Origin of the sequence: Paenibacillus terrae HPL-003, from assembly GCF_000235585.1 — a bacterium.
Classification (GTDB): Bacteria; Bacillota; Bacilli; order Paenibacillales; family Paenibacillaceae; genus Paenibacillus; species Paenibacillus terrae_B.
The window spans coordinates 1,494,546-1,513,307 of sequence record NC_016641.1; the positions used below are offsets into that span (position 1 = coordinate 1,494,546).

The following is an 18,762-nucleotide window of genomic DNA, read 5'->3' on the forward strand; positions in this document are numbered from 1 at the left end:
TGTAACGGAAAGTTTTAAGGCCATCCTTTGTGGGATGGCCCTTTCTTTGATCTCGCATCTTTTTTGCAAATAGAAAAAGTGGATGGATTTCTCCAATTGCGCTTTTGCTTACTTTAATATTCTCCTTTAATTACAAAAAACGAACCCCGAATTGTTCCAGCTAGTTTAGACTTCTGCCTAGCAAACTTAAACTTCCCTTCTAACTCCTTCGGTACCTCCATCCCCTCAGAAAGCTTAAAACCAACGGCCCGCTTCTTAGGGTCATCGACCGTATACATGACATTGACCCCAAGACCATCCTCATAAAAGACATAGGCAAATTTAATATTTTCCACTTGAAAACGTGACGTTTCTAAAGGTTTGGCCGCAAACTCAATATCACGCTCTTTCAAAATTCGGTTCACATAATCAAGGGTCTCCTGACTTTCACTAGCTGATACAACCGTAAATTCATGCTTGTATTTGTTCATAAAGTAACGGGCTTCATTAGCACGCAAACCAGCAAGCGCTTCTACTACAGGTGAGGACTCTAAACCAACCGTAGACACATTATTAAAATCAACGATATAGGACATGTCCATCTCTCCTTTTATCTCATTATTCCCAAAAAACTTGTCCTTATTTATGGTACGGTTCGCCCCGCTGTCTGTAACGGCAAGTTTTAAAGCCATCCAGGCGGGATGGCCTTAAACATACTCCTCTTCATGATCTTGACAACTTTAGTTGTAGCTTTCACCCACTCACATCGTGCTGTCTGCTGCTGGCCCTATCTCGTTCGTCTCTTGCCGCAGATAGGTGCCATACTGCTGGGTCCACGTCCACATGGCCTCAAAAATCGGCTGCAGCCCCTGTCCGGACTCAGTCAGTTCGTATTCGACATGCAGCGGTACGCCCGGGTAAAGCGTGCGCGTGACAATTCTCTTCTCTTCTAACAGGCGCAGGCGGTCCGTCAACGTTTTCGGACTAATGGGTTGCAGCTTACGGCGTAATTCCCCAAAACGTCGGGTTCCGCTAAACAGTTCGAACAAAAGAAGAAGCATCCATTTGCTATCCAAAATCTCCATGATCGGTTCAACCGTGCCGGGACAGGATCGATCCATCATCGGCTTTTCCTCCCCATAGTTCATTTTATGAAACTATTGCACTTAAATGTAACTACTTTTCAAATGTACCATAAATCCATTACGATGTGAATCGAGAGGAGAACAAAGCGGGGAATGAAGAAAGGCTAGAAAGGAGGAACTCACTTTGAATAGACCGTTTGAGTTAGATCCGACGGAGTACCCGTTCACCGATCACTGGCTGCCTTATCATGACGGTTACATCCATTACCTCGATGAAGGGCATGGACCGGCAGTTCTTCTCCTGCACGGCAACCCTACGTGGTCTTATCTTTATCGAAACATTATCCAAGAGCTGTGCGGGGAATTCCGTCTTATCGCTCCAGATTACCCCGGATTCGGGATGTCGAAGGCGCCTAGCGGCTACCGTTTTACGCCGCAGGAGCAATCCGAAGCCGTGCAGGAGCTGATTCGTCATCTGGACCTCAAGGATTTTATCTTAGTCGTGCAGGATTGGGGCGGTCCGATCGGCCTGAATTACGCGGTCCGTCACCCGAATAACTTGCGCGGCATCGTCGTAATGAATACGTGGGCGTGGCCGGCGGATATCATGCCGATGAGGTTGTTCTCACTCGCCATGGGGGGATGGCCGATCGGGTATTGGCTTCAGACACGGAGTAATTTTTTCGCCAAAGTCATTGTTCCTCACGGGATCTACCATGCGGATAAAGTCACGGATCGCTTACGACAAGCTTATACCGCCCCTTTTCCGACTCCGAAGTCCAGGATCCCGACCTGGGTATTTCCAAGGCACATCCGCAAGGCACGAGCATGGCTGGCCGACATGGAATCGAAGCTGCCGAATTTGTCCGATTTGCCTGCGCAAATTCTCTGGGGAACGAAGGACAGCGCCGGCTTCCCGCTCGGACAGATGGCCAAGTGGCAAACGTATTTACCGATGAACGAAACGGAGATCCTCAAAGATGCTTCCCACTATGTGCAAGAAGATCGCCCGGATCGGGTAGCCGCATCCATCCGAAAAATCCGAAATAGAACCTTAGGAGGAACATAATCATGAAAACAATTCTATGGGCAACTTTATCTTCTAACGGCAATTATGCGCAATCAAGTCCAGACAATCCGCCGTATAAAGAAACGTTGGACGACTTCGCGACACATGCCAAAGCCGCAGGAAATTTCATTGTCGGACGCCGGACATTCGAAGGAATGCGCGGCAACGGCGGCGGAGGACCTTTTGGCGAAGTCGACATCGTGGTGATCTCTCGGAACGCCGTAAAAATTCCGGGCGTAACGGTTGCGAGATCGCCCCAGGACGCTTTGGACTACTTGCGGCAGAAAGGCCACCAAACCGCTCTCATAAGCGGCGGCGCGGACATCCACAATTCATTTTTAGCCGACGGACTGGTTGACGAGGTGATCTTCAATGTCGCGCCCGTGTTGGAAGGTAAAGGGTTACATCTCCTCATCGACCAAGATAACTACCGGTATAAACATGTGCAATTGCTGAACTGTCAGCCCCTCGGCGGCGGCATCGTTCAACTGCGTTACGCGATTGACCGATAGATAGAGTCATCGTCGGGGTCTATGGCGATTCCAGTCTAGCTTGCAAAGATAAAATTTTTATCTTCAATCTTGCGGATTTTCGTCGATTAAAAGAATCAGCAAATGTTTACTAAAGTACTGCGTTCGCCTTGTTCATCAGCAGTACCTCATTGCCTTGGACCAAGACGAGGATGAGACGCTTAGCCATGAGCTTCACGGGCCAATCTTACTAGGAATTCAAAGTAAAGACCGGAATAGCTCTTTGGCTTCATCCGGTCCCCTTTATATCTCATATCGTATTCTCTTGAATTTACTATTACCTCCACTCTCGCTTTACTATTATTTGTGGTACGGTTCACCGCGCTGTCTGTAAAACAGAGCTACACCTCAATGCCTGTGTCATGAATCGTTTGTAGGGACGAATTCCAGCGCCATCGTGGACAATATCCTTGCAGGTGAACCCCACCATACCATTCATCTATCCCTTTCTTCGCGACCCAGTCCTCTTTTCCGTCCATTACACAATTTCCAAAATCAGTTAAAACAACATCACAGTTGCGAAATGATACCGCTGCACTATTATAAGCGGGAAATACCTGTAACCCGCGGATTTGCAGTAACGGATACGGATCTTGCGACATCTCTTTTAGAATATACCAGTATTGCAGATCACCCATACCCAAATTATTGAGCTTATTCCCAACATGTTCAAATAACTCATAAGGAGAATGTATCCCAGCACGAACCATCTCCAGCGTGGTCTGCTCCACGATGCCAAGCCCGTTGTGTGTGGAAGGAAGCTGAGATAGATGACATTGGAATGCGTCATGCGCAAACGGCAGCACAGACGTGTCTTTAATTAATAATTGCTGAAGCTGCTGCGGATCCTGTGATGCATAGGCTTTCCAAAATGCTCCGCCTAAGTCCAGTTCTTTTGTTCCGATAGATTTCCATGTTCCCGATAAAGTTTCCATTTGCTCCAGAGAGAGTTGTCCCAACCCTCGAAACAACTCGATTCCCGGATACTCTCCGATGGACAATAAATTCAACTTCGTGTTCAACAACGGCTGCTCTGAGAACCAATGGAGCAAATAGCACAACATCGTCTGATCGAATAAATCATGCTCAAACCATAAAACAACTTCCTCATATTTATTAAAATCTGCTAAGGTTTTCTCTTGCATTTTACTACCCTGTATATATTCTGAGCGAGGGATTCCCAGCGTTTGTTCCAAGAATTGTGCTCGTACAGAGCGATTGTCCGATACAGCAGGATCTAAAAATACAGGACCATGAGGATATACTTCCCTCCACACTAAAATATCACCTTGCACAATGCCTTGTCGTAGCTTCGCAGCCACCAAATCCCCGTTTACTATATGAAGCACACCTTTTCCTCCCTCATACAAATGATTACATACAGAGATCAAATCGTATCACAATAGCTTTGAACCATCCTGGGAATGCTTCTACTGCTCGTAATTTACTTAAATGCAGAAATGCTTCTGTAAATGATTCCTGAACTACATCTTCCGCTAATTGAAAATCGTGTAGCTTTTCGTATGCAACCGCATTCGCCATCGCTGTATAGTGTTGAACAATATGTTCGAAAGCTTGCCGATCCCCTTGTTTTGCGTCTTCGATAAAATGAAGCATGCTCCCGCTCCTTTCTTCTGTATTGTATAGAAGTGCCACCTTATTTCTCAAAGGTTACGGAAACAAGTCAAAACAAAGAAATCACGAATATCATTTCCGCCTCAAGCGATTGCTTTGTCTTCGATCTTCATTAATGGATTCCTTCAAACTCACCAATAACTCCATTCTCCGTTTTACTATTACTTGTGGTATAGGGTTAAAGGGATAGGCAGGAGACATATGGCATTAATTCCTATTGAAGAAAGGGCAAAATTAACATTTCTATGACATCTCGAAAACATAAAAATGATAAAGTGAGCTACGCAGCCGCGGAAAAGTATTTCCGTTCTGCATGAATTCGTACATTTTAAATGAACAAGAAAGGAAGAACGGGAAATATGCCGAAAATATCAGCCTCAAACGATCAACCAAAACAGGTAGTTGCTTCACATTTGGATATTAAATGAACAAACGTATGAACATCATGAGAAAACACAAGAGTTGGAGGCTTATTTAAAATGATACCCAAAAAAAGGTTTTTTCGATTGTTTTCTCTCTCCCTGGTGTGCGGCATGCTCGTTACAGGGCTCCCTATATCTAAAGGATACGCTGCTCCTGAAGCTCAGGTTCAGACTGAAACTAGTAACGGAAAATGGATGACAGGTGAGTATCATACACACACCTATCAGTCCGATGATGCACAGGAATCCCTTACGAGCGTGTTGGACCATGCATTTGAGCAAAACCACCTCGATTGGCTGGCCCTTTCCGATCATCTGCGGATGTCAAGCCGAGACGATAACGGAACTACGCTGTCTGGAGGTGCAATTCCGTTATCCAAGGGACTGGCACTTTACCAGGTGCCTAAAATAAAAGAGCTGCAAAACTCAGGAAAATACAAAGATAAAGTCATCTTTTCCGGCTTTGAGTGGGACATGCCTCAATATGATCATGCAGGGGTAGGCATCCTCACGGATCATCCGGGATCGGAAGAGGAACTAAAGGTGATTAGCCAGTTCGAATATATGTTTACCAATCGAAGCGAAAGCTCGTTCGATCCGGCAAATGTAGCCGAGTGGAAGCTGCAAGGTAACAGAGCTTACTCGACAAAAGAAGATACCCGGACCGCCATACAATGGCTCAGAGATCACTATCCCGACAGCTATCTTTTCATCAATCATCCTTCGAGAAAAAAAGGAAGCGGCTCGGAAATTAAAATATCGGATATCCGTGATTTTAATAATCTTGCTCCTAATATTGCTTTTGGGTTTGAAGGTATGCCCGGCAACCAGATGTCTCCAGACAGAGCGGAAACCGTCGATGCGTATGGCGGGGCAGATTTCATGCTTGCAAAAGTTGGCGGCGTCTGGGATGCACTGCTTGGAGAAGGACGTAAATTCTGGACCTTCTCCAATTCTGATTTCCATTTTAATATCAGCAAAGACCGGAAATACTCCAGTGGTTACTGGCCCGGCGAATACTCTAAAAATTATACATGGGTGAACGGTACCACCATGAAAGCCGTTGTTGACGGTATGCGATCAGGAAAATCATTTTCCGTCTATGGCGATTTAATTAACGCACTTGATTTTAACATCACCAGTGGTGGAAAAAAGGAAGAGACGGGCGGCAATCTTCAGGTCACACAAGGAGATAATCTTCAGCTTACAATCCGGTTCAAGAGCCCTGAAAAAAACAATAACGGGGAACCCGTTCAGGTTGACCATGTGGATCTGATTGCAGGGGATGTTACCGGATCGGCAGCGCCTGGAACTGCTGAATATACCAAGAGCACCAATGATTCAACCAAGGTGCTTCGTCGATTTACCAGCAATGACTGGACGACAGACGCCGAGGGTTACCATGTCATCACTTATAAATTGGATGCTGCGAGCAAAAATCAATATTTCCGACTGAGAGGCACCAACCTGGGAATCAACGTTCCTGGAGAAACCAGTAACGGGGAACCTCTGATTGATCCGAAGAATACGACCACTGATAACGAAACCCGTTTTTCAGAAATTAACAAGCGTAACTATTCTGATATGTGGTTCTATTCCAATCCGATTTTTGTGAGCGTTGAGCCTTACAGTGACCAGCAGGCCGTGGATCATACAGCAGCCACTTTGAGCTTGGGTGATACAAGCCAAGTCACCGATGATATTACACTGCCGCAAGAAGGCGAGCATGGGACGATGATTCAATGGGAAAGCTCCAATCCGGACCTCCTGAGCCATGATGGACATCTGCTTGTTCGTTATCCGCGGGAGAACCAGCCGCTTACGTTGAAAGCTACCATTACACGTGGAGACGTAAGTGTAACCAAACTGTTCGATGTAACCGTCAAAGGTCTTAATGACATAACATCTGTAGAACTTTTCAGCTCCATGAAAACAGCCGATGGACAAGGCTATACAGGCGGACAGTGGACAAATCAAAGTGTTACCGCCAGTGTGTATTCAAGTGTATATGCCGAGCCTGTGACGTCCATCAAGCTGGAGTTGTCCATGGACAAAGGCGAGTATCAGTCTTATATCACTAACCAGCCTATTGAAGTTTCCCAAGAAGGCAAGCATACGCTTGAATTCAGAGCGGCTGATAATTTGGATAGACAAGCCGTGCTTTCCCTGCCGGTAAATATCGACCATACGCCCCCGCTAATTACGCTAAAAGGGACCAATCACGTGACTCTGAAAGAAGGGTCCTTATACAGCGAGCAAGGAGCCGATGCTACCGATAATTTCGGGGTTTCGGGAGACGTTCTGGTGAGCGGTACGGTAGATACCACAACACCAGGGACATACACCCTGCGTTACAACGTGAACGATCTGGCGGGGAACGCAGCACAAGAAGTCGTACGCACTGTATCTGTAGAGGCTGGGGAGAAAAACGATTCAGATGACAATGACAGCCAATCTGGAGACAGCTCGAATAGCGGTTCAAGCAATAGTTCCTCCGGCCAAACTGGTGGCGGCAGTGGTAGTGGAGAAACGAACACAAGCAGTAAGCCTACCAACGAACAGCCTTCAACGATGCAAATAGATGTAAAGGCGCAGCAGGAATCAAAAGGGGCTCTCAACGGTGTGTTCAGCATAGACATTCCGACAGGAGCCGTGAATTCGGACGGTCAAGTTAGCGCTGTCGTTCTACCGGAGGATAAAGCCCCGTCAGCGGGAAATCTTCAATTGTTAAGCCAGGTGCTTGAATTGAACAGCACATCCGGTAATAACTTGAGCAAGCCTGTGAATCTCACCGTTAATTATCAAGCGGATAAAGTTGCCCAGGATAGCAAGCCAGCAGTCTATTATTATAACGAATCACAGCAAAAATGGATCTATATTGGCGGAACTCAAAACGAAGACGGAACGGTCACCGTCAGCTTCAACCGCTTGGCTAAATTCGCCGTATACGATTATAAACCATTGGCACTCAGCGATCTGAATGGGCACTGGGCGCAATCGTATACTGACCGTTTGATCGGTATGAATGTAATCCAGGGATTTGAGAACCAAACGTTCCGTCCCAATGATCAAATTACACGGGCTCAATTTGCCAAAATTCTCGTGAACGCATTGGGGCTGCGTTCGTCCGATGAGGGAACCACATTTGCTGACGACGACAAAATCCCTTCCTGGGCCAAGGCTCAAGTGGCAGCGGCTGCCCAAGCCGGACTGATTACCGGCTACAAGGAGCAAGGAAAAACGGTCTTTAAAGCAAATCAGGTCATCACCAGGGCAGAAATGGCCGTCATGATCTCCAAAGCGCTGAACTCAAATGCTGGCAGCTCCCAAGGTACGGTGAATCCGTTCCGGGATACATCCAGTATTCCAGCATGGGCCCAATCGTCAGTGAACACGGCGGTTTCCGCAGGCATCCTGAACGGATACGAAGACAGCACCTTCCAGCCGGATGCTGAGGCCACCCGAGCGGAAACGACCGCAATGATCTACAAGCTGCTTGGCGCACTGCATATCTAATAGGTTTCCGCCGTAGCTGAAATGCTCCCCTTACAGTAGACAGGTTAAATCATAAAACCTGCTGCCTGTGAGGGGAGCTTTTTCGTGTCAAAAATACACTCGAGCACGCCAAAGAAGCTTGCGATTCGTTGAAAACTAAAAAGGCATACGAGAAAAGACTGAGAAGCCTCTCAGTCTGCATTGTATCTATAATGTTTTAAAAATCTCACCCTGCTTGACTGGCAGAGTAAAACGGGGAAGCCAACGTCGTCGGAGAAATATATCAGACGGCTTACCGGGTCGCCAGCTCCTCGGAATCGATCCTGGACATTACAGGGCGGTCGGAGGAGGAATCAAAGCGGATCATCGACGCACCCTCCAAATTACACTTTTGCTTACTTTAATATTCTCTTTTAATTACAAAAAACGAACCTCGGATTGTTCCAGCTAGTTTAGACTTCTGCCTGGCAAACTTAAACTTCCCTTCTAACTCCTTTGGTACCTCCATCCCCTCAGAAAGCTTAAAACCAACGGCCCGCTTCTTAGGGTCATCAACCGTATACATGACGTTGACCTCGAGACCATCCTCATAAAAGACATAGGCAAATTTAATATTTTCCACTTGAAAACGTGACGTTTCTAAAGGTTTGGCAGCAAACTCAATATCACGCTCTTTCAGAACTCGGTTCACATAATCAAGGGTCTCCTGACTTTCACTAGCTGACACAACCGTAAATTCATGCTTGTATTTGTTCATAAAGTAACGGGCTTCATTAGCACGCAAACCAGCAAGCGCTTAAAATCAACGATATAGGACATTTCCATCTCTCCTTTTATCTCATTATTTCCAAAAAAACTTGCCGAGACTCATGTAACAGTTCTGCGCTCACAACTTGCTGGTACACATAAATCGACACCGATCCAAAGGAATATTCTATCAACTTCTTTCTGTCTGCGGGAACATCGACAGTCTTTATTACAGATCGAATCAATATTTTCTTTTTTAATCGTGTGCACCATCACTTGTGATACGGTACGTTGAAACTACTGGTGCATGCACAGAGTGATCAAAATCAAATTTACGTCTTTTACGGTGAAACGCCTAAAGCAAAATGTTACGGGTACATGGAGTTGAATCAGGATGGCAATATGATCGCACTCTACAATAAGTACGGTCTTCTAATGCCAGGTAGCATTTTGAACGGGATGCTGATGCCAGTGTCGGGGAAATTATTCGATAAATTCGGGCCGAGACTCGTAATTGTGCCTGGACTGTTCCTGATCGCCATATCGTTGTGGCTGTTTGCCGGAATCGACAGTGATACAACACAAGGTTCCGTTCTGTTCAATCATATCCTCTTATTCTTAGGCATGTCGTTCGTTGTCATGCTGGCTCAGACGACAGGATTCAATCAACTTCCACGTCACCAGGTCCCTCATGGCACAGCCATATACAACACGCTCCAACAGATTGCAGGGGGAATTGGCATCGCATTGTTCGTCGGCATCATGTCGTCTGGAGCCAATCGTTATCTTCACCATTCGCTCGCTCCCACTGCGATGCATGAGAGGACACAAAGCATGGTTTCCGGTCTACAAACGGTTTTTTGGATTGAATTTATTCTTGCAATACTTATTTTGGTGCTGGGTTGGTTTATAAAAAAGCCACCTGAACATAATTGATTCATTACTAGGCACACCCCGGCCAACGTTGCTGTCTTTGAGCCTTGTACGACCACGTACAGAGAGGTCATATTGACCGTATGCGTCGGCAATCTATTACCAATATTGATTTTAGCAGCAATACAGTATTTTTTTCAGCAAAAACACAACTTTGCCCGAAACCATGGGAGCGCATTTGTTCAAATAAAATTAGCCAGCCAACTATCGGAAGCTGTTCCGGAGTCGGCTGGCTTTTAGTATTTGAAAATCATGGGCGTTGGGGAGCATGTCAACTTGAACTCAGTTAGGGTATGATCGGCAGCAACAAATAAGAATCAAATTCATCCCCTGTATATAGAGTAATGTCTGCATCCCAAATCCTGTCATCCCCCGTCTGAGTCAGCAGTGCGCAGCCACTCTGATTCTGGCTTCCAATTTCCAGGAGCAATCGGTTTCCTTTAGCTACAACAATTGCGCTATCCCATATCTCAATATCCAAGCAATAGGCTTCTCCTGGGACCAGCTTTTGAACCTCATCGAAGGTGTAATAAGGCTTATACTCCGTGGATAATTCATCATCAGTTTTACGTAAGGAAGCGCGCAGCCAGCCCTGGCTAATTGGGAATTTCTCTGTTAGTGCTCCTGAGTTAACGACCTCATTGCCTAGTGAGTCAATATTTCGCAAAGATACGAAAATGTCCATATCATCTGTAGTTGACGATGCCCACAAACGGAGTTTAATAGGCCCGAGAATTTCTGTTTCGTTATCAAACGGATCGGTTTCAAACAGAACACGCTTTGAATTGTTTTCCTCTCTCGAGAATTCTTTCACCATAAAAGGCTTTGCCCAGTGCTTTGACTCGCACTCCTTATCGCCTTCATAGCAAAGCTGGGCCTTGGCTTGCGGAGGCTCCTGCGAAAGCAGACTCGAGCTTGCATCAAGGTAAAAGCGGGTCCATTGGGTGCGCTTAAGCGGATACTCGTTCTCGTAGCGCCATGTATAGTTATTGCCTCCGCAAGGAATGGCAAGCTTCACTTTCGGTTCCCTCATTAGGCCAGTATCGATTCCTTTAAGCCAATAATCCAGAAATTTTTTCTGCAGCTCCCGACCCTGAGCGGTGTAAAATGCGCCAACATGGCTCCCGATATGTACTTCAAGCCACTTGTGCTCTGATACCGCATTCTGAAAACCCAGGAAATTTCCACGGGTATGCATTCCAGCGCTAAACCAGTTGCTTGCAGATAATAAAGGCACCTCTACTTTACTCAAATCAGAAAATCGATTCGTCCACGATTGATCACGTAATGGATTGTTTTTTACCATCTCCGGGAAATCAATGCGATTGGCTTGCAATTGTTCTTCCGAGAATTTTCCATCGGGATTGTATTGATGCGCCAAAACTCCGTTCTTCCACCAGAATGAAAGAAAACCGTTCGCCTGGATTCCGCCCGGACAACAGAATTCTGCATAATAATCTACTGTACCTTCCCAAGGTATGATACAAGCTAAATGAGGAGGTTGTTCGGATGCCACGGCCCATTGACTCATAGCCAAATAGGAGATGCCCAGCAGTCCTATCTTTCCATTGCTCCAGGGTTGCGTTCCAGCCCATTCGATTGCATCATAATAATCCTTCTTCAAAGCATTAGATAATATATCCAGCTTTCCTGGAGAATTACCGATACCACGTTCATCTACTCGCAAGACAGTATAGCCTTGTGGCACCCAAAATTCAGGATTTGGTGTTTCCCAACTAATTAAGGGCCCTTTATCCTGCGAGTGTGTATATTCTATTGCGATCGTTGGATTAGCAGGAGCAAATTGCGAGAAATGCAGATCTTTTCCATACGGACACATCGTCATGATTACCGGAAAACTCCCATCCACATTAGGCTGATAAAGATTTGCGGCGAGATAATTCCCGTCTCTCATAGGAATCTGTACTTCTTTCCAAGTAAGTTCATAAAAGTGATTACTTCTTTCGTTAATGTCGATAGGTAGTGGATTCATAGCTTGCCTCCATTTGATAGTTTTTCTTCAAACCAGTCAATCAATAAGCAGCGTGCTTCTGTATCCTGTTCAATCGCATTGTGAACTTTCCCTGGATATACTACTAGGCTCTTATCCTTGCTGGAAACCTCGTCATAGAACTGGTTAATTCCATTAACATCAAACAGGATATCTCCTAGGTCTCTTTCTGATTTCTTGCAAGTGGGTTCACTCCCTTCAATAATTATTCAGAAAAGTTTTAGTACACATGTACTAAAATTAGTATATTCCTGCAAATACAGCAACTCAACTCTGGTCTTTATGGGGAATGGCACTCTTGGCTGAGGATTTTCGCAAATTATCTCTCGAATTCTTCCGTATTCTTAATCAAGCTACTTATTTCGGCTTGAAGGAACAATTTATGATATAATGCTTTTGATTTCAAGTGCATAGCACAAACGCTCTAAAGGAGATAGAAATGGATATTAATTTAAGGGATAAGATCCTTGAGGCTTCAATTGAATTATTTAATAAAAAAGGATATGCATATGTAACATTGAGGGATATCTCCGATGCGTTAAATATTAGTCCTGGTAATTTGACATACTATTTCAAAAAAAAACATGATCTTATGATTGGTGTTATGGCAATGCAGTATGAAGAATACCAAAACTTAAATTTCTCAGCGGAGGTTTCTATCGAAGGGCTGAATCAGCAGTTTTTAATTCTTAATGCATTCCGTAAAAAATATTTCTTTTATTTCTCCAGTTTTACAGAATTACCTAAGTTGTATCCGGAGATAGCTAAAATGCAAATTAAGGTTGTTAATGATTTCTATACACTTTTCACCAACATATTTAAGGGGTTTGTTAATAAAGGAATTATGAAAGAAGAATTATATGCCGGGCAATATGAAGATTTGTCTATTTCTTTACTATCGATAAACATGTATGGCACACAGGAAATAATTCTTCTCCAAAAATTTCTTACAAATTCAAAAAACATCTTGTCCATCCTATGGAGCCTTATACTGCCTCATCTAACCAAAGAAGGAATGGCCATGTATTGTCGGATAACGCAGGTTGATAAAACTATCCTCCCCAAGCTATGCTACAAGCCAGATCAATCGGATGGAGGCTTGGAAGGCTCAACATGAGGCCGCCAAGGCATCTTTTTGTAGCGGCAAGTTTTTGAATAAGGACCATCCCGATAAAAGGATGACCTTTAGGATTGCTAATCTATTTTAATTGCCTCGATATAAAGTTCGATTCTCACTTCGTTCGCGACAACAATCCCGCCTTTTTCCAGATGCGAGTTGAATGTCAAGCCAAATTCATTACGTTCGATACTGGCTGTTGAATGAAATCCTACACGTTCCCGGCCGCGAGGGTCTTTGTTTAGTCCTTCAAAAACGGTATGAAAAGTGATGGGTTTTGTTACTCCATGCAAAGTTAGATTGCCCGTAAGTTCATATTGCCTTTCGCCAGTAAGGACGCAGCTGGTGCTTTGAAACGTAATGGTCGGATACTTGGCAGCATGAAGGAAGTCGTCGCTCTTCAGGTGTTCATCTCGTTGCGATTGGCGAGTTGTGATACTATTTGCATCTATGGAAGCCTGAATACCCATGGTTGTTAAATCATTGGGGTCAAAACTCAAGACCGCTTGGAAATGCTCGAATACTCCTTTGATTTTATTAATCATTAAATGCGTCACCGAAAACTCGACGGAGCTGTGGTCCGGATCCACTTCCCAATTGATATTGCTCATAATTAAATTCCACCTCTATGATAAGATTTGAGAAAGGTCACCCTATCTCCAAAACACTGCGCTATTCGCATGCTCCTAATATACAAAAACGCTACTGACAACGGGATGTCAGTAGCGTTTTAGCATTTTTTCGGCTTCCTCGTAAATCCGATTTCGGAATGTTCAGGCTCCGCCACGTCATAATTAAATCGAAGGTGAGCTCGCAGGTGTCGATCATTTAAGACTGATACTCTAAATTTTATCTGTTGACATTTTATGGAGAATACTGTATATATTCAAAGCCAATATGAAAGACAGGAAGGGAGGATCTGCATGCACAGAGTGATCAAAATCAAATTTACGCTCTTTTACGGTGAAGCGCCTGAATCAAAATGTTACGGGTACATGGAGCTGAATCAGGATGGCAATATGATCGCGCTCTACAATAGGTACGGTGAGGAAATAGACATGTATGGCGGACATGAATTTGTTAGGGTACGGACACTTGGCAAATTTGATGACCAAGACCGTGATCATTTTTATTCCTTGTTAGAAAGTGATGGTGTAGGATAATCTGCACGATAGGCTGACGATTCCGGTGCCAAGGCACTACGAAAAGTCAGCCTTTTTGATTTTATTTGCCTTGTAGAGTTGACCGGCACGTTATCATAATCCCCTAACCTCATCTTGTCAAGAAATAATGCGCGAATGAGCGACACCGTGGGGGAGCCCCCCTTATGCTTTCGAAATATGAATGAATTTCCGAGTATGATGAGCAATTTCGCTTTTTCCAATTCATCCCACTTCACGTAGAATGATCTTCAGGCGTTGCGGGATAAGCGATATACAAACAATGGACGGAACGTAATGAACAATCGGGAGGTAGAAGATGGACAATCAGGCTCAAGATGCAAGAGGAATGAAGAGAGGGGCAATATTAACCGCTCTACTCATCGGTACATTTGTCGCGTTTCTTAACGAAAATTTACTTACCAATGCGTTTCCTGCGTTGATGAGAGAATTTAACGTTGCTGCTTCGACCATACAATGGTTATCGACGGGTTATATGCTCGTGATCGGCGTACTGGTGCCGGTGACCGCATTACTACAGCAATGGTTCACGACTCGCCAGATGTTTATGTCTGCGATGGCGTTATTTTTGGCCGGTACCTGCTTGTGTGCAGTATCCCCGGGATTCGGAATCTTGCTGATGGGCAGGGTTGTTCAGGCTTGCGGGACAGGATTATTGATCCCGTTGATGATGAATACGATTATCGCCCTCTATCCTCCAGAACGCCGGGGTGCCGCCATGGGTCTCATGGGGCTGGTCATCATGGTCGCCCCTGTCATCGGACCGGCTTTGTCTGGCTTAATTATCGATACCGTTCAATGGCGATGGCTGTTCTACATGGTGATTCCTGTCGCACTGTTTTCGATGATTTATGCATTCGTGTATTTAAAGAATGTGACAGAACTGACCAAGCCAAGGGTCGATCTTGTATCCATTGTGATGTCAACCGTCGGTTTCGGCTGCGTCACCTATGGCTTCAGCCAAACAAGTGTCTCTCTTGAGCCAGAAGGTTACGGATCGATTGCAATAGGTAGCCTTTTATTGCTCTTGCTTGTATGGCGCCAGCTTAAGATCAAAGAGCCGTTGATCGATCTTTCCGTATTCCGGCATTCCACGTTTTCTCTGGTTGCGGTATTGATTGTAATTCTGATGATGGTTCTATTCGCCACAACAACATTGCTGCCGTTCTATATGCAGGATGTGATGAAGTTGACCGCATTCGCGACAGGCTTACTTCTAATGCCAGGTAGCATTTTGAACGGAATGCTGATGCCGGTATCGGGGAAATTACTCGATAAATTCGAGCCGAGACTCGTAATTGTGCCCGGACTGTTCCTGATCGCCATATCGTTGTGGCTGTTTACCGGCATCGACAGTGATACAACACAAGGTTCCGTTCTGTTCAATCATATCCTCTTATTCTTAGGCATGTCGTTCGTCGTCATGCCGGCTCAGACGACAGGGTTGAATCAACTTCCACGTCACCTGGTTCCTCATGGCACAGCCATATACAATACGCTCCAACAGATTGCAGGGGGAATTGGCATCGCGTTGTTCGTCGGCATCATGTCGTCTGGAGCCAATCGTTATCTCCACCATTCGCTCAATCCCACTGCGATGCATGAGAAGACACAAAGCATGGTTTCCGGTCTACAAACGGTTTTTTGGATTGAATTTATTCTGGCAATACTTATTCTGGCGCTGGGTTGGTTTATAAAAAAGCCACCTGAACATAATTAATTCATTACTAGGCACAGATTGAATCATAAGTTTAAAACCGTACAAGAAGCATGGGCTGTCTCATAAGGGGCGGCCTTTTATTTCGTTGTACCTTAGAAGCGCTAACTATAAGGGGATCTGATTTCTGCCTAAAAGTTTATTTTCGAGAATCAAGAATAAACATAGATGCATCTTGTCCCATGAATATTTTACTTCCATTATAAAAAGTTTTGTATTGAATATCTCTATAACCTATTTTAGTCATAATGTCAGCCAGCTCTTCTTGATTAAACCCGTTATGAACTATATCGGAAACTACTTTTTCATTTTTATTAAAATCTACGATTAGTAAATGTCCTCCTTCATTTAGAACATCCAATAATCTGGATAAAACGAATTCAACATCATGAATATGGAGTAGAACCTGAGCCATAAAAATATAGTCAGCATGAAGATCCGATAGACCTTCCTTTTCAAAATCAAAGCATAATGTATCTGCATTCTGAATATGAAGATCAGTAATTTTTTGCTTTATTTGATTAATCATGTTTTGTGAAGTATCCAGAAAAAGCATAGAATTAAAATCATTTAACAAGCTCATTCCGACAAGCCCCGTCCCACACCCAAAATCAATAGCATTCTTACTTTTAGCGTCAACTACATATTCACGAATGGCATCAGATGATGCCTTTGCAATTTGAATTCTTTCAGAAGTGTCATATACATTAGCTATCATTTCAAACTTATCCGTATTTCCCATTTTACCTCTCCAATCTGCCTTAATAAAATCCTGAATACAACAATGATATTCTATCGAAGCATTAGCATTTAGTCCACATTCTTATTAGTGCTTATGGAAAAACAAAACCTCTGTATGAATGGAGGAGACAACCTTGGGGTGGTTCATGTACGCCTTCATTACGATTCATCTTTGTCGAAATAATCATCTGGCAAATGTAGTTCTCGCAAACAACCGATAAATTTTTCTCTGAAATTCGGATTGCTTTTATATTTCGGCCATACCGCCTTATAGTAAGGCAGCAACCTCCCATGTGGAATAATGCCCCAGTATAAAATCAAGTTATTCAGAACCTCCGGGCTGCCCTCCCTCAATATCTGTTCAATGATCTGCCAGCTTCCCAGCTTGTTTTCGCAACTGCGCGCGGCATAGATGGCAGTGGCTTGCATTTTGGGGTCGGCGTGACACAAGAAAGGCGCAAAGTTCTGGAGAGTAATCGCACCGTTATCTTCCAAGATATACCCTGTATAACGCAACGTTTCCGGGTCGTGAATCCTGTCAAGCCTTTGCAAGATCACTGGAATAAATTCCGTTAAATCCGCAGTTTTACTGGAAGCATGCAGAATCTGTAAGGCTTGCAGAAAACCCTCATGTCCATCCGATCGCAACAGCTCCAGAAGATATGTTCTACCCGCGTCAAAAGAAGTCTTGCAGATTAGCCAAATGGCTGTGGTCCGATTTTTTGGGCTTTGCTCCGCAATATTTTTCAAAAAACCAAGGGTTGGCTGAGAGACTTTCTTAAACTTGAACATTCCATCAAGTGCTTTTGCTTGGATTTCTTTGTTTGGAGCGCTCTGATAAATCTGAATCAGCGCATTCTCATCACCCGGCATTCGACTACCAAACCACCCGATATCATAATCCAGAATAATTTCATCCAGCCAACGCTCGTACCAGTCCAGAAAGCTGTCTTCATAGACAAAGAAAAAAGGATGATCGGGATGGAAATCGGAGGTGTACACAATTCTCCCCCTATATTTCCCTTCAAGTACGAGATACATGTCATATTCGCAGCCTTGGGTGCCTATGCACAACATGCCGCCCAGCACCTTATTACAGGTGTCGTCATATTCCTCATCAGGAATGTCCTCGTCCTTAGTCAGGGGCTCAATTAGATGGTTCCATTCCTCTTTGCTCATCCCGGGATGCAGAACGGATTTTGCAAGGAGTGCCTGGCGCTCGGTGTAGGAAGCTGCCTTTTCAATTGAATAAATTCCATAATAGGGTCCGGCGCCTCCGTTGCCGATTTTCGTTAAAAACAGCGCATAAGGCTCAGGAAGTGTGACCTGATTGTGGGCTTGCCAGTCCACCAGCTCTTTTGCTGTAAGCTTCTCATCAACCCTGTATTGATGTGAGGATGCTCCAAACACCGAGAAAGCCGTGTCTTTGCGCATGGCTTGACTCAGTTTGCTTTTTATTCGATCCAGTTGCGTTTCTTTCTTCCCAAACCACATATTTGAACCCTCCTGTTGACTATAGCCAGGTTTCCTTTGCTTGCTCATCCAGCAATTTCGACATTTTTTCTATGGATCTTACCTCTTGACAATGATATGTATCTCAACGACATAATTATTTAACTAAACTCATCAAACGCAGATCATTTTTAACCAACATATAGTGAGGGAGAGAATAATGAAAAGCCAATTAAGAAATATTACGGTCGACGGTTATGCATTCGTTTATTGGTATTCAGGCGGGTCTCGCTTCATCTTAAACCTATCTCCCAAAGAGAATAAAAACATCAAAATCACGCTCATCTTCCAGGCAGATCCTCCTGAAGAAGAGCCTCGTACTTTGTGGTCCTTTTATGACATTTCAGCACAAAATAATGAAACGGAAACTGTCATCCATCTGGGTAAACCCAAGCATATCGCTGAAATCATCTCTTACTTGATGGCAAAACGACAAGAGCTTTGGATCCAGGGGAAGCCTCAAGTTCTGGATCATGCCTGGGATTTACTAAAAGAAATGGGCTATTCCGAGTTAAATCCGATTTGGATTAGACAGTGGTAGTCGTAATGGTTTGTGGGCTAGCCCCCTTTGACCACTCAAAGGGGGCT

16 protein-coding genes and 1 pseudogene are annotated in these 18,762 nt (G+C 44.4%); 8 read left to right on the forward strand and 9 right to left on the reverse strand.

The features are described from left to right. Nucleotides 1-113: 113 nt before the first annotated feature. Together HPL003_RS06835 and HPL003_RS06840 are read right to left on the reverse strand one after the other, a co-directional pair. Nucleotides 114-575: a hypothetical protein gene (locus HPL003_RS06835; protein ID WP_014278910.1), complete on the reverse strand. Its 462-nt coding sequence runs from the start codon at nt 573-575 to the stop codon at nt 114-116. A gap of 165 nt (nt 576-740) precedes the next feature. Further along, entirely contained in the window at nt 741-1,103 is a 363-nt protein-coding gene (locus tag HPL003_RS06840; RefSeq protein WP_014278911.1) for a winged helix-turn-helix transcriptional regulator, read from the reverse strand. A gap of 145 nt (nt 1,104-1,248) precedes the next feature. Between HPL003_RS06840 and HPL003_RS06845 the strand changes: the two genes are divergently transcribed. Together HPL003_RS06845 and HPL003_RS06850 are read left to right on the forward strand one after the other, a co-directional pair. Further along, on the forward strand, nt 1,249-2,133 hold the full coding sequence (locus HPL003_RS06845; RefSeq protein WP_014278912.1) for an alpha/beta fold hydrolase: 885 nt from the start codon (nt 1,249-1,251) through the stop codon (nt 2,131-2,133). 2 nt (nt 2,134-2,135) lie between these two features. Further along, complete coding sequence (locus HPL003_RS06850; RefSeq protein ID WP_014278913.1) at nt 2,136-2,645, forward strand: dihydrofolate reductase family protein; 510 nt, start codon at nt 2,136-2,138, stop codon at nt 2,643-2,645. A gap of 359 nt (nt 2,646-3,004) precedes the next feature. On the opposite strand, the gene HPL003_RS06855 is transcribed toward HPL003_RS06850, so the two are convergent. Both HPL003_RS06855 and HPL003_RS30310 read right to left on the reverse strand, forming a co-directional pair. Then, entirely contained in the window at nt 3,005-4,012 is a 1,008-nt protein-coding gene (locus HPL003_RS06855; RefSeq protein ID WP_014278914.1) for a DUF1835 domain-containing protein, read from the reverse strand. Between the two features lie 25 nt (nt 4,013-4,037). Beyond that, nucleotides 4,038-4,280: an RNA polymerase sigma factor gene (locus HPL003_RS30310; RefSeq protein WP_014278915.1), complete on the reverse strand. Its 243-nt coding sequence runs from the start codon at nt 4,278-4,280 to the stop codon at nt 4,038-4,040. Nucleotides 4,281-4,777: 497 nt separating this feature from the next. Here HPL003_RS30310 and HPL003_RS06865 point away from each other — a divergent pair, with 497 nt between their 5' ends. Further along, complete coding sequence (locus HPL003_RS06865; RefSeq protein ID WP_014278916.1) at nt 4,778-8,236, forward strand: S-layer homology domain-containing protein; 3,459 nt, start codon at nt 4,778-4,780, stop codon at nt 8,234-8,236. Nucleotides 8,237-8,615: 379 nt separating this feature from the next. Here HPL003_RS06865 and HPL003_RS06870 read toward each other — a convergent pair. After that, nucleotides 8,616-9,011, reverse strand: a pseudogene (locus HPL003_RS06870) (phage tail protein); the annotation flags it as partial. A gap of 242 nt (nt 9,012-9,253) precedes the next feature. On the opposite strand from HPL003_RS06870, the gene HPL003_RS06875 reads away from it, so the two are divergent. After that, nucleotides 9,254-9,898: an MFS transporter gene (locus HPL003_RS06875; RefSeq protein WP_238533453.1), complete on the forward strand. Its 645-nt coding sequence runs from the start codon at nt 9,254-9,256 to the stop codon at nt 9,896-9,898. Between the two features lie 283 nt (nt 9,899-10,181). Here the strand turns inward: HPL003_RS06875 and HPL003_RS06880 are convergent, their stop codons facing one another. Continuing rightward, a complete protein-coding gene (locus tag HPL003_RS06880) occupies nt 10,182-11,888 on the reverse strand; it encodes a CocE/NonD family hydrolase (RefSeq protein WP_014278919.1) in 1,707 nt (568 codons plus the stop codon). A gap of 457 nt (nt 11,889-12,345) precedes the next feature. Between HPL003_RS06880 and HPL003_RS06885 the strand changes: the two genes are divergently transcribed. Next, the gene (locus HPL003_RS06885; RefSeq protein WP_014278920.1) at nt 12,346-13,023 is read left to right on the forward strand and encodes a TetR/AcrR family transcriptional regulator; all 678 of its coding nucleotides are present in this window, start codon (nt 12,346-12,348) and stop codon (nt 13,021-13,023) included. Nucleotides 13,024-13,100: 77 nt separating this feature from the next. On the opposite strand, the gene HPL003_RS06890 is transcribed toward HPL003_RS06885, so the two are convergent. Next, entirely contained in the window at nt 13,101-13,634 is a 534-nt protein-coding gene (locus tag HPL003_RS06890) for a YceI family protein (RefSeq protein WP_014278921.1), read from the reverse strand. Nucleotides 13,635-13,946: 312 nt separating this feature from the next. Here HPL003_RS06890 and HPL003_RS06895 point away from each other — a divergent pair, with 312 nt between their 5' ends. After that, nucleotides 13,947-14,186, forward strand: a complete 240-nt coding sequence (locus tag HPL003_RS06895; RefSeq protein ID WP_014278922.1) for a hypothetical protein — start codon at nt 13,947-13,949, stop codon at nt 14,184-14,186. Nucleotides 14,187-14,502: 316 nt separating this feature from the next. Beyond that, a complete protein-coding gene (locus HPL003_RS06900; protein ID WP_014278923.1) occupies nt 14,503-15,924 on the forward strand; it encodes an MDR family MFS transporter in 1,422 nt (473 codons plus the stop codon). Nucleotides 15,925-16,060: 136 nt separating this feature from the next. Here the strand turns inward: HPL003_RS06900 and HPL003_RS06905 are convergent, their stop codons facing one another. Both HPL003_RS06905 and HPL003_RS06910 read right to left on the reverse strand, forming a co-directional pair. Further along, entirely contained in the window at nt 16,061-16,663 is a 603-nt protein-coding gene (locus HPL003_RS06905) for a class I SAM-dependent methyltransferase (RefSeq protein WP_014278924.1), read from the reverse strand. 158 nt (nt 16,664-16,821) lie between these two features. After that, a complete protein-coding gene (locus HPL003_RS06910; protein WP_014278925.1) occupies nt 16,822-18,156 on the reverse strand; it encodes an SMI1/KNR4 family protein in 1,335 nt (444 codons plus the stop codon). Nucleotides 18,157-18,334: 178 nt separating this feature from the next. On the opposite strand from HPL003_RS06910, the gene HPL003_RS06915 reads away from it, so the two are divergent. Further along, on the forward strand, nt 18,335-18,715 hold the full coding sequence (locus HPL003_RS06915; protein ID WP_014278926.1) for a hypothetical protein: 381 nt from the start codon (nt 18,335-18,337) through the stop codon (nt 18,713-18,715). Nucleotides 18,716-18,762 lie beyond the last annotated feature (47 nt).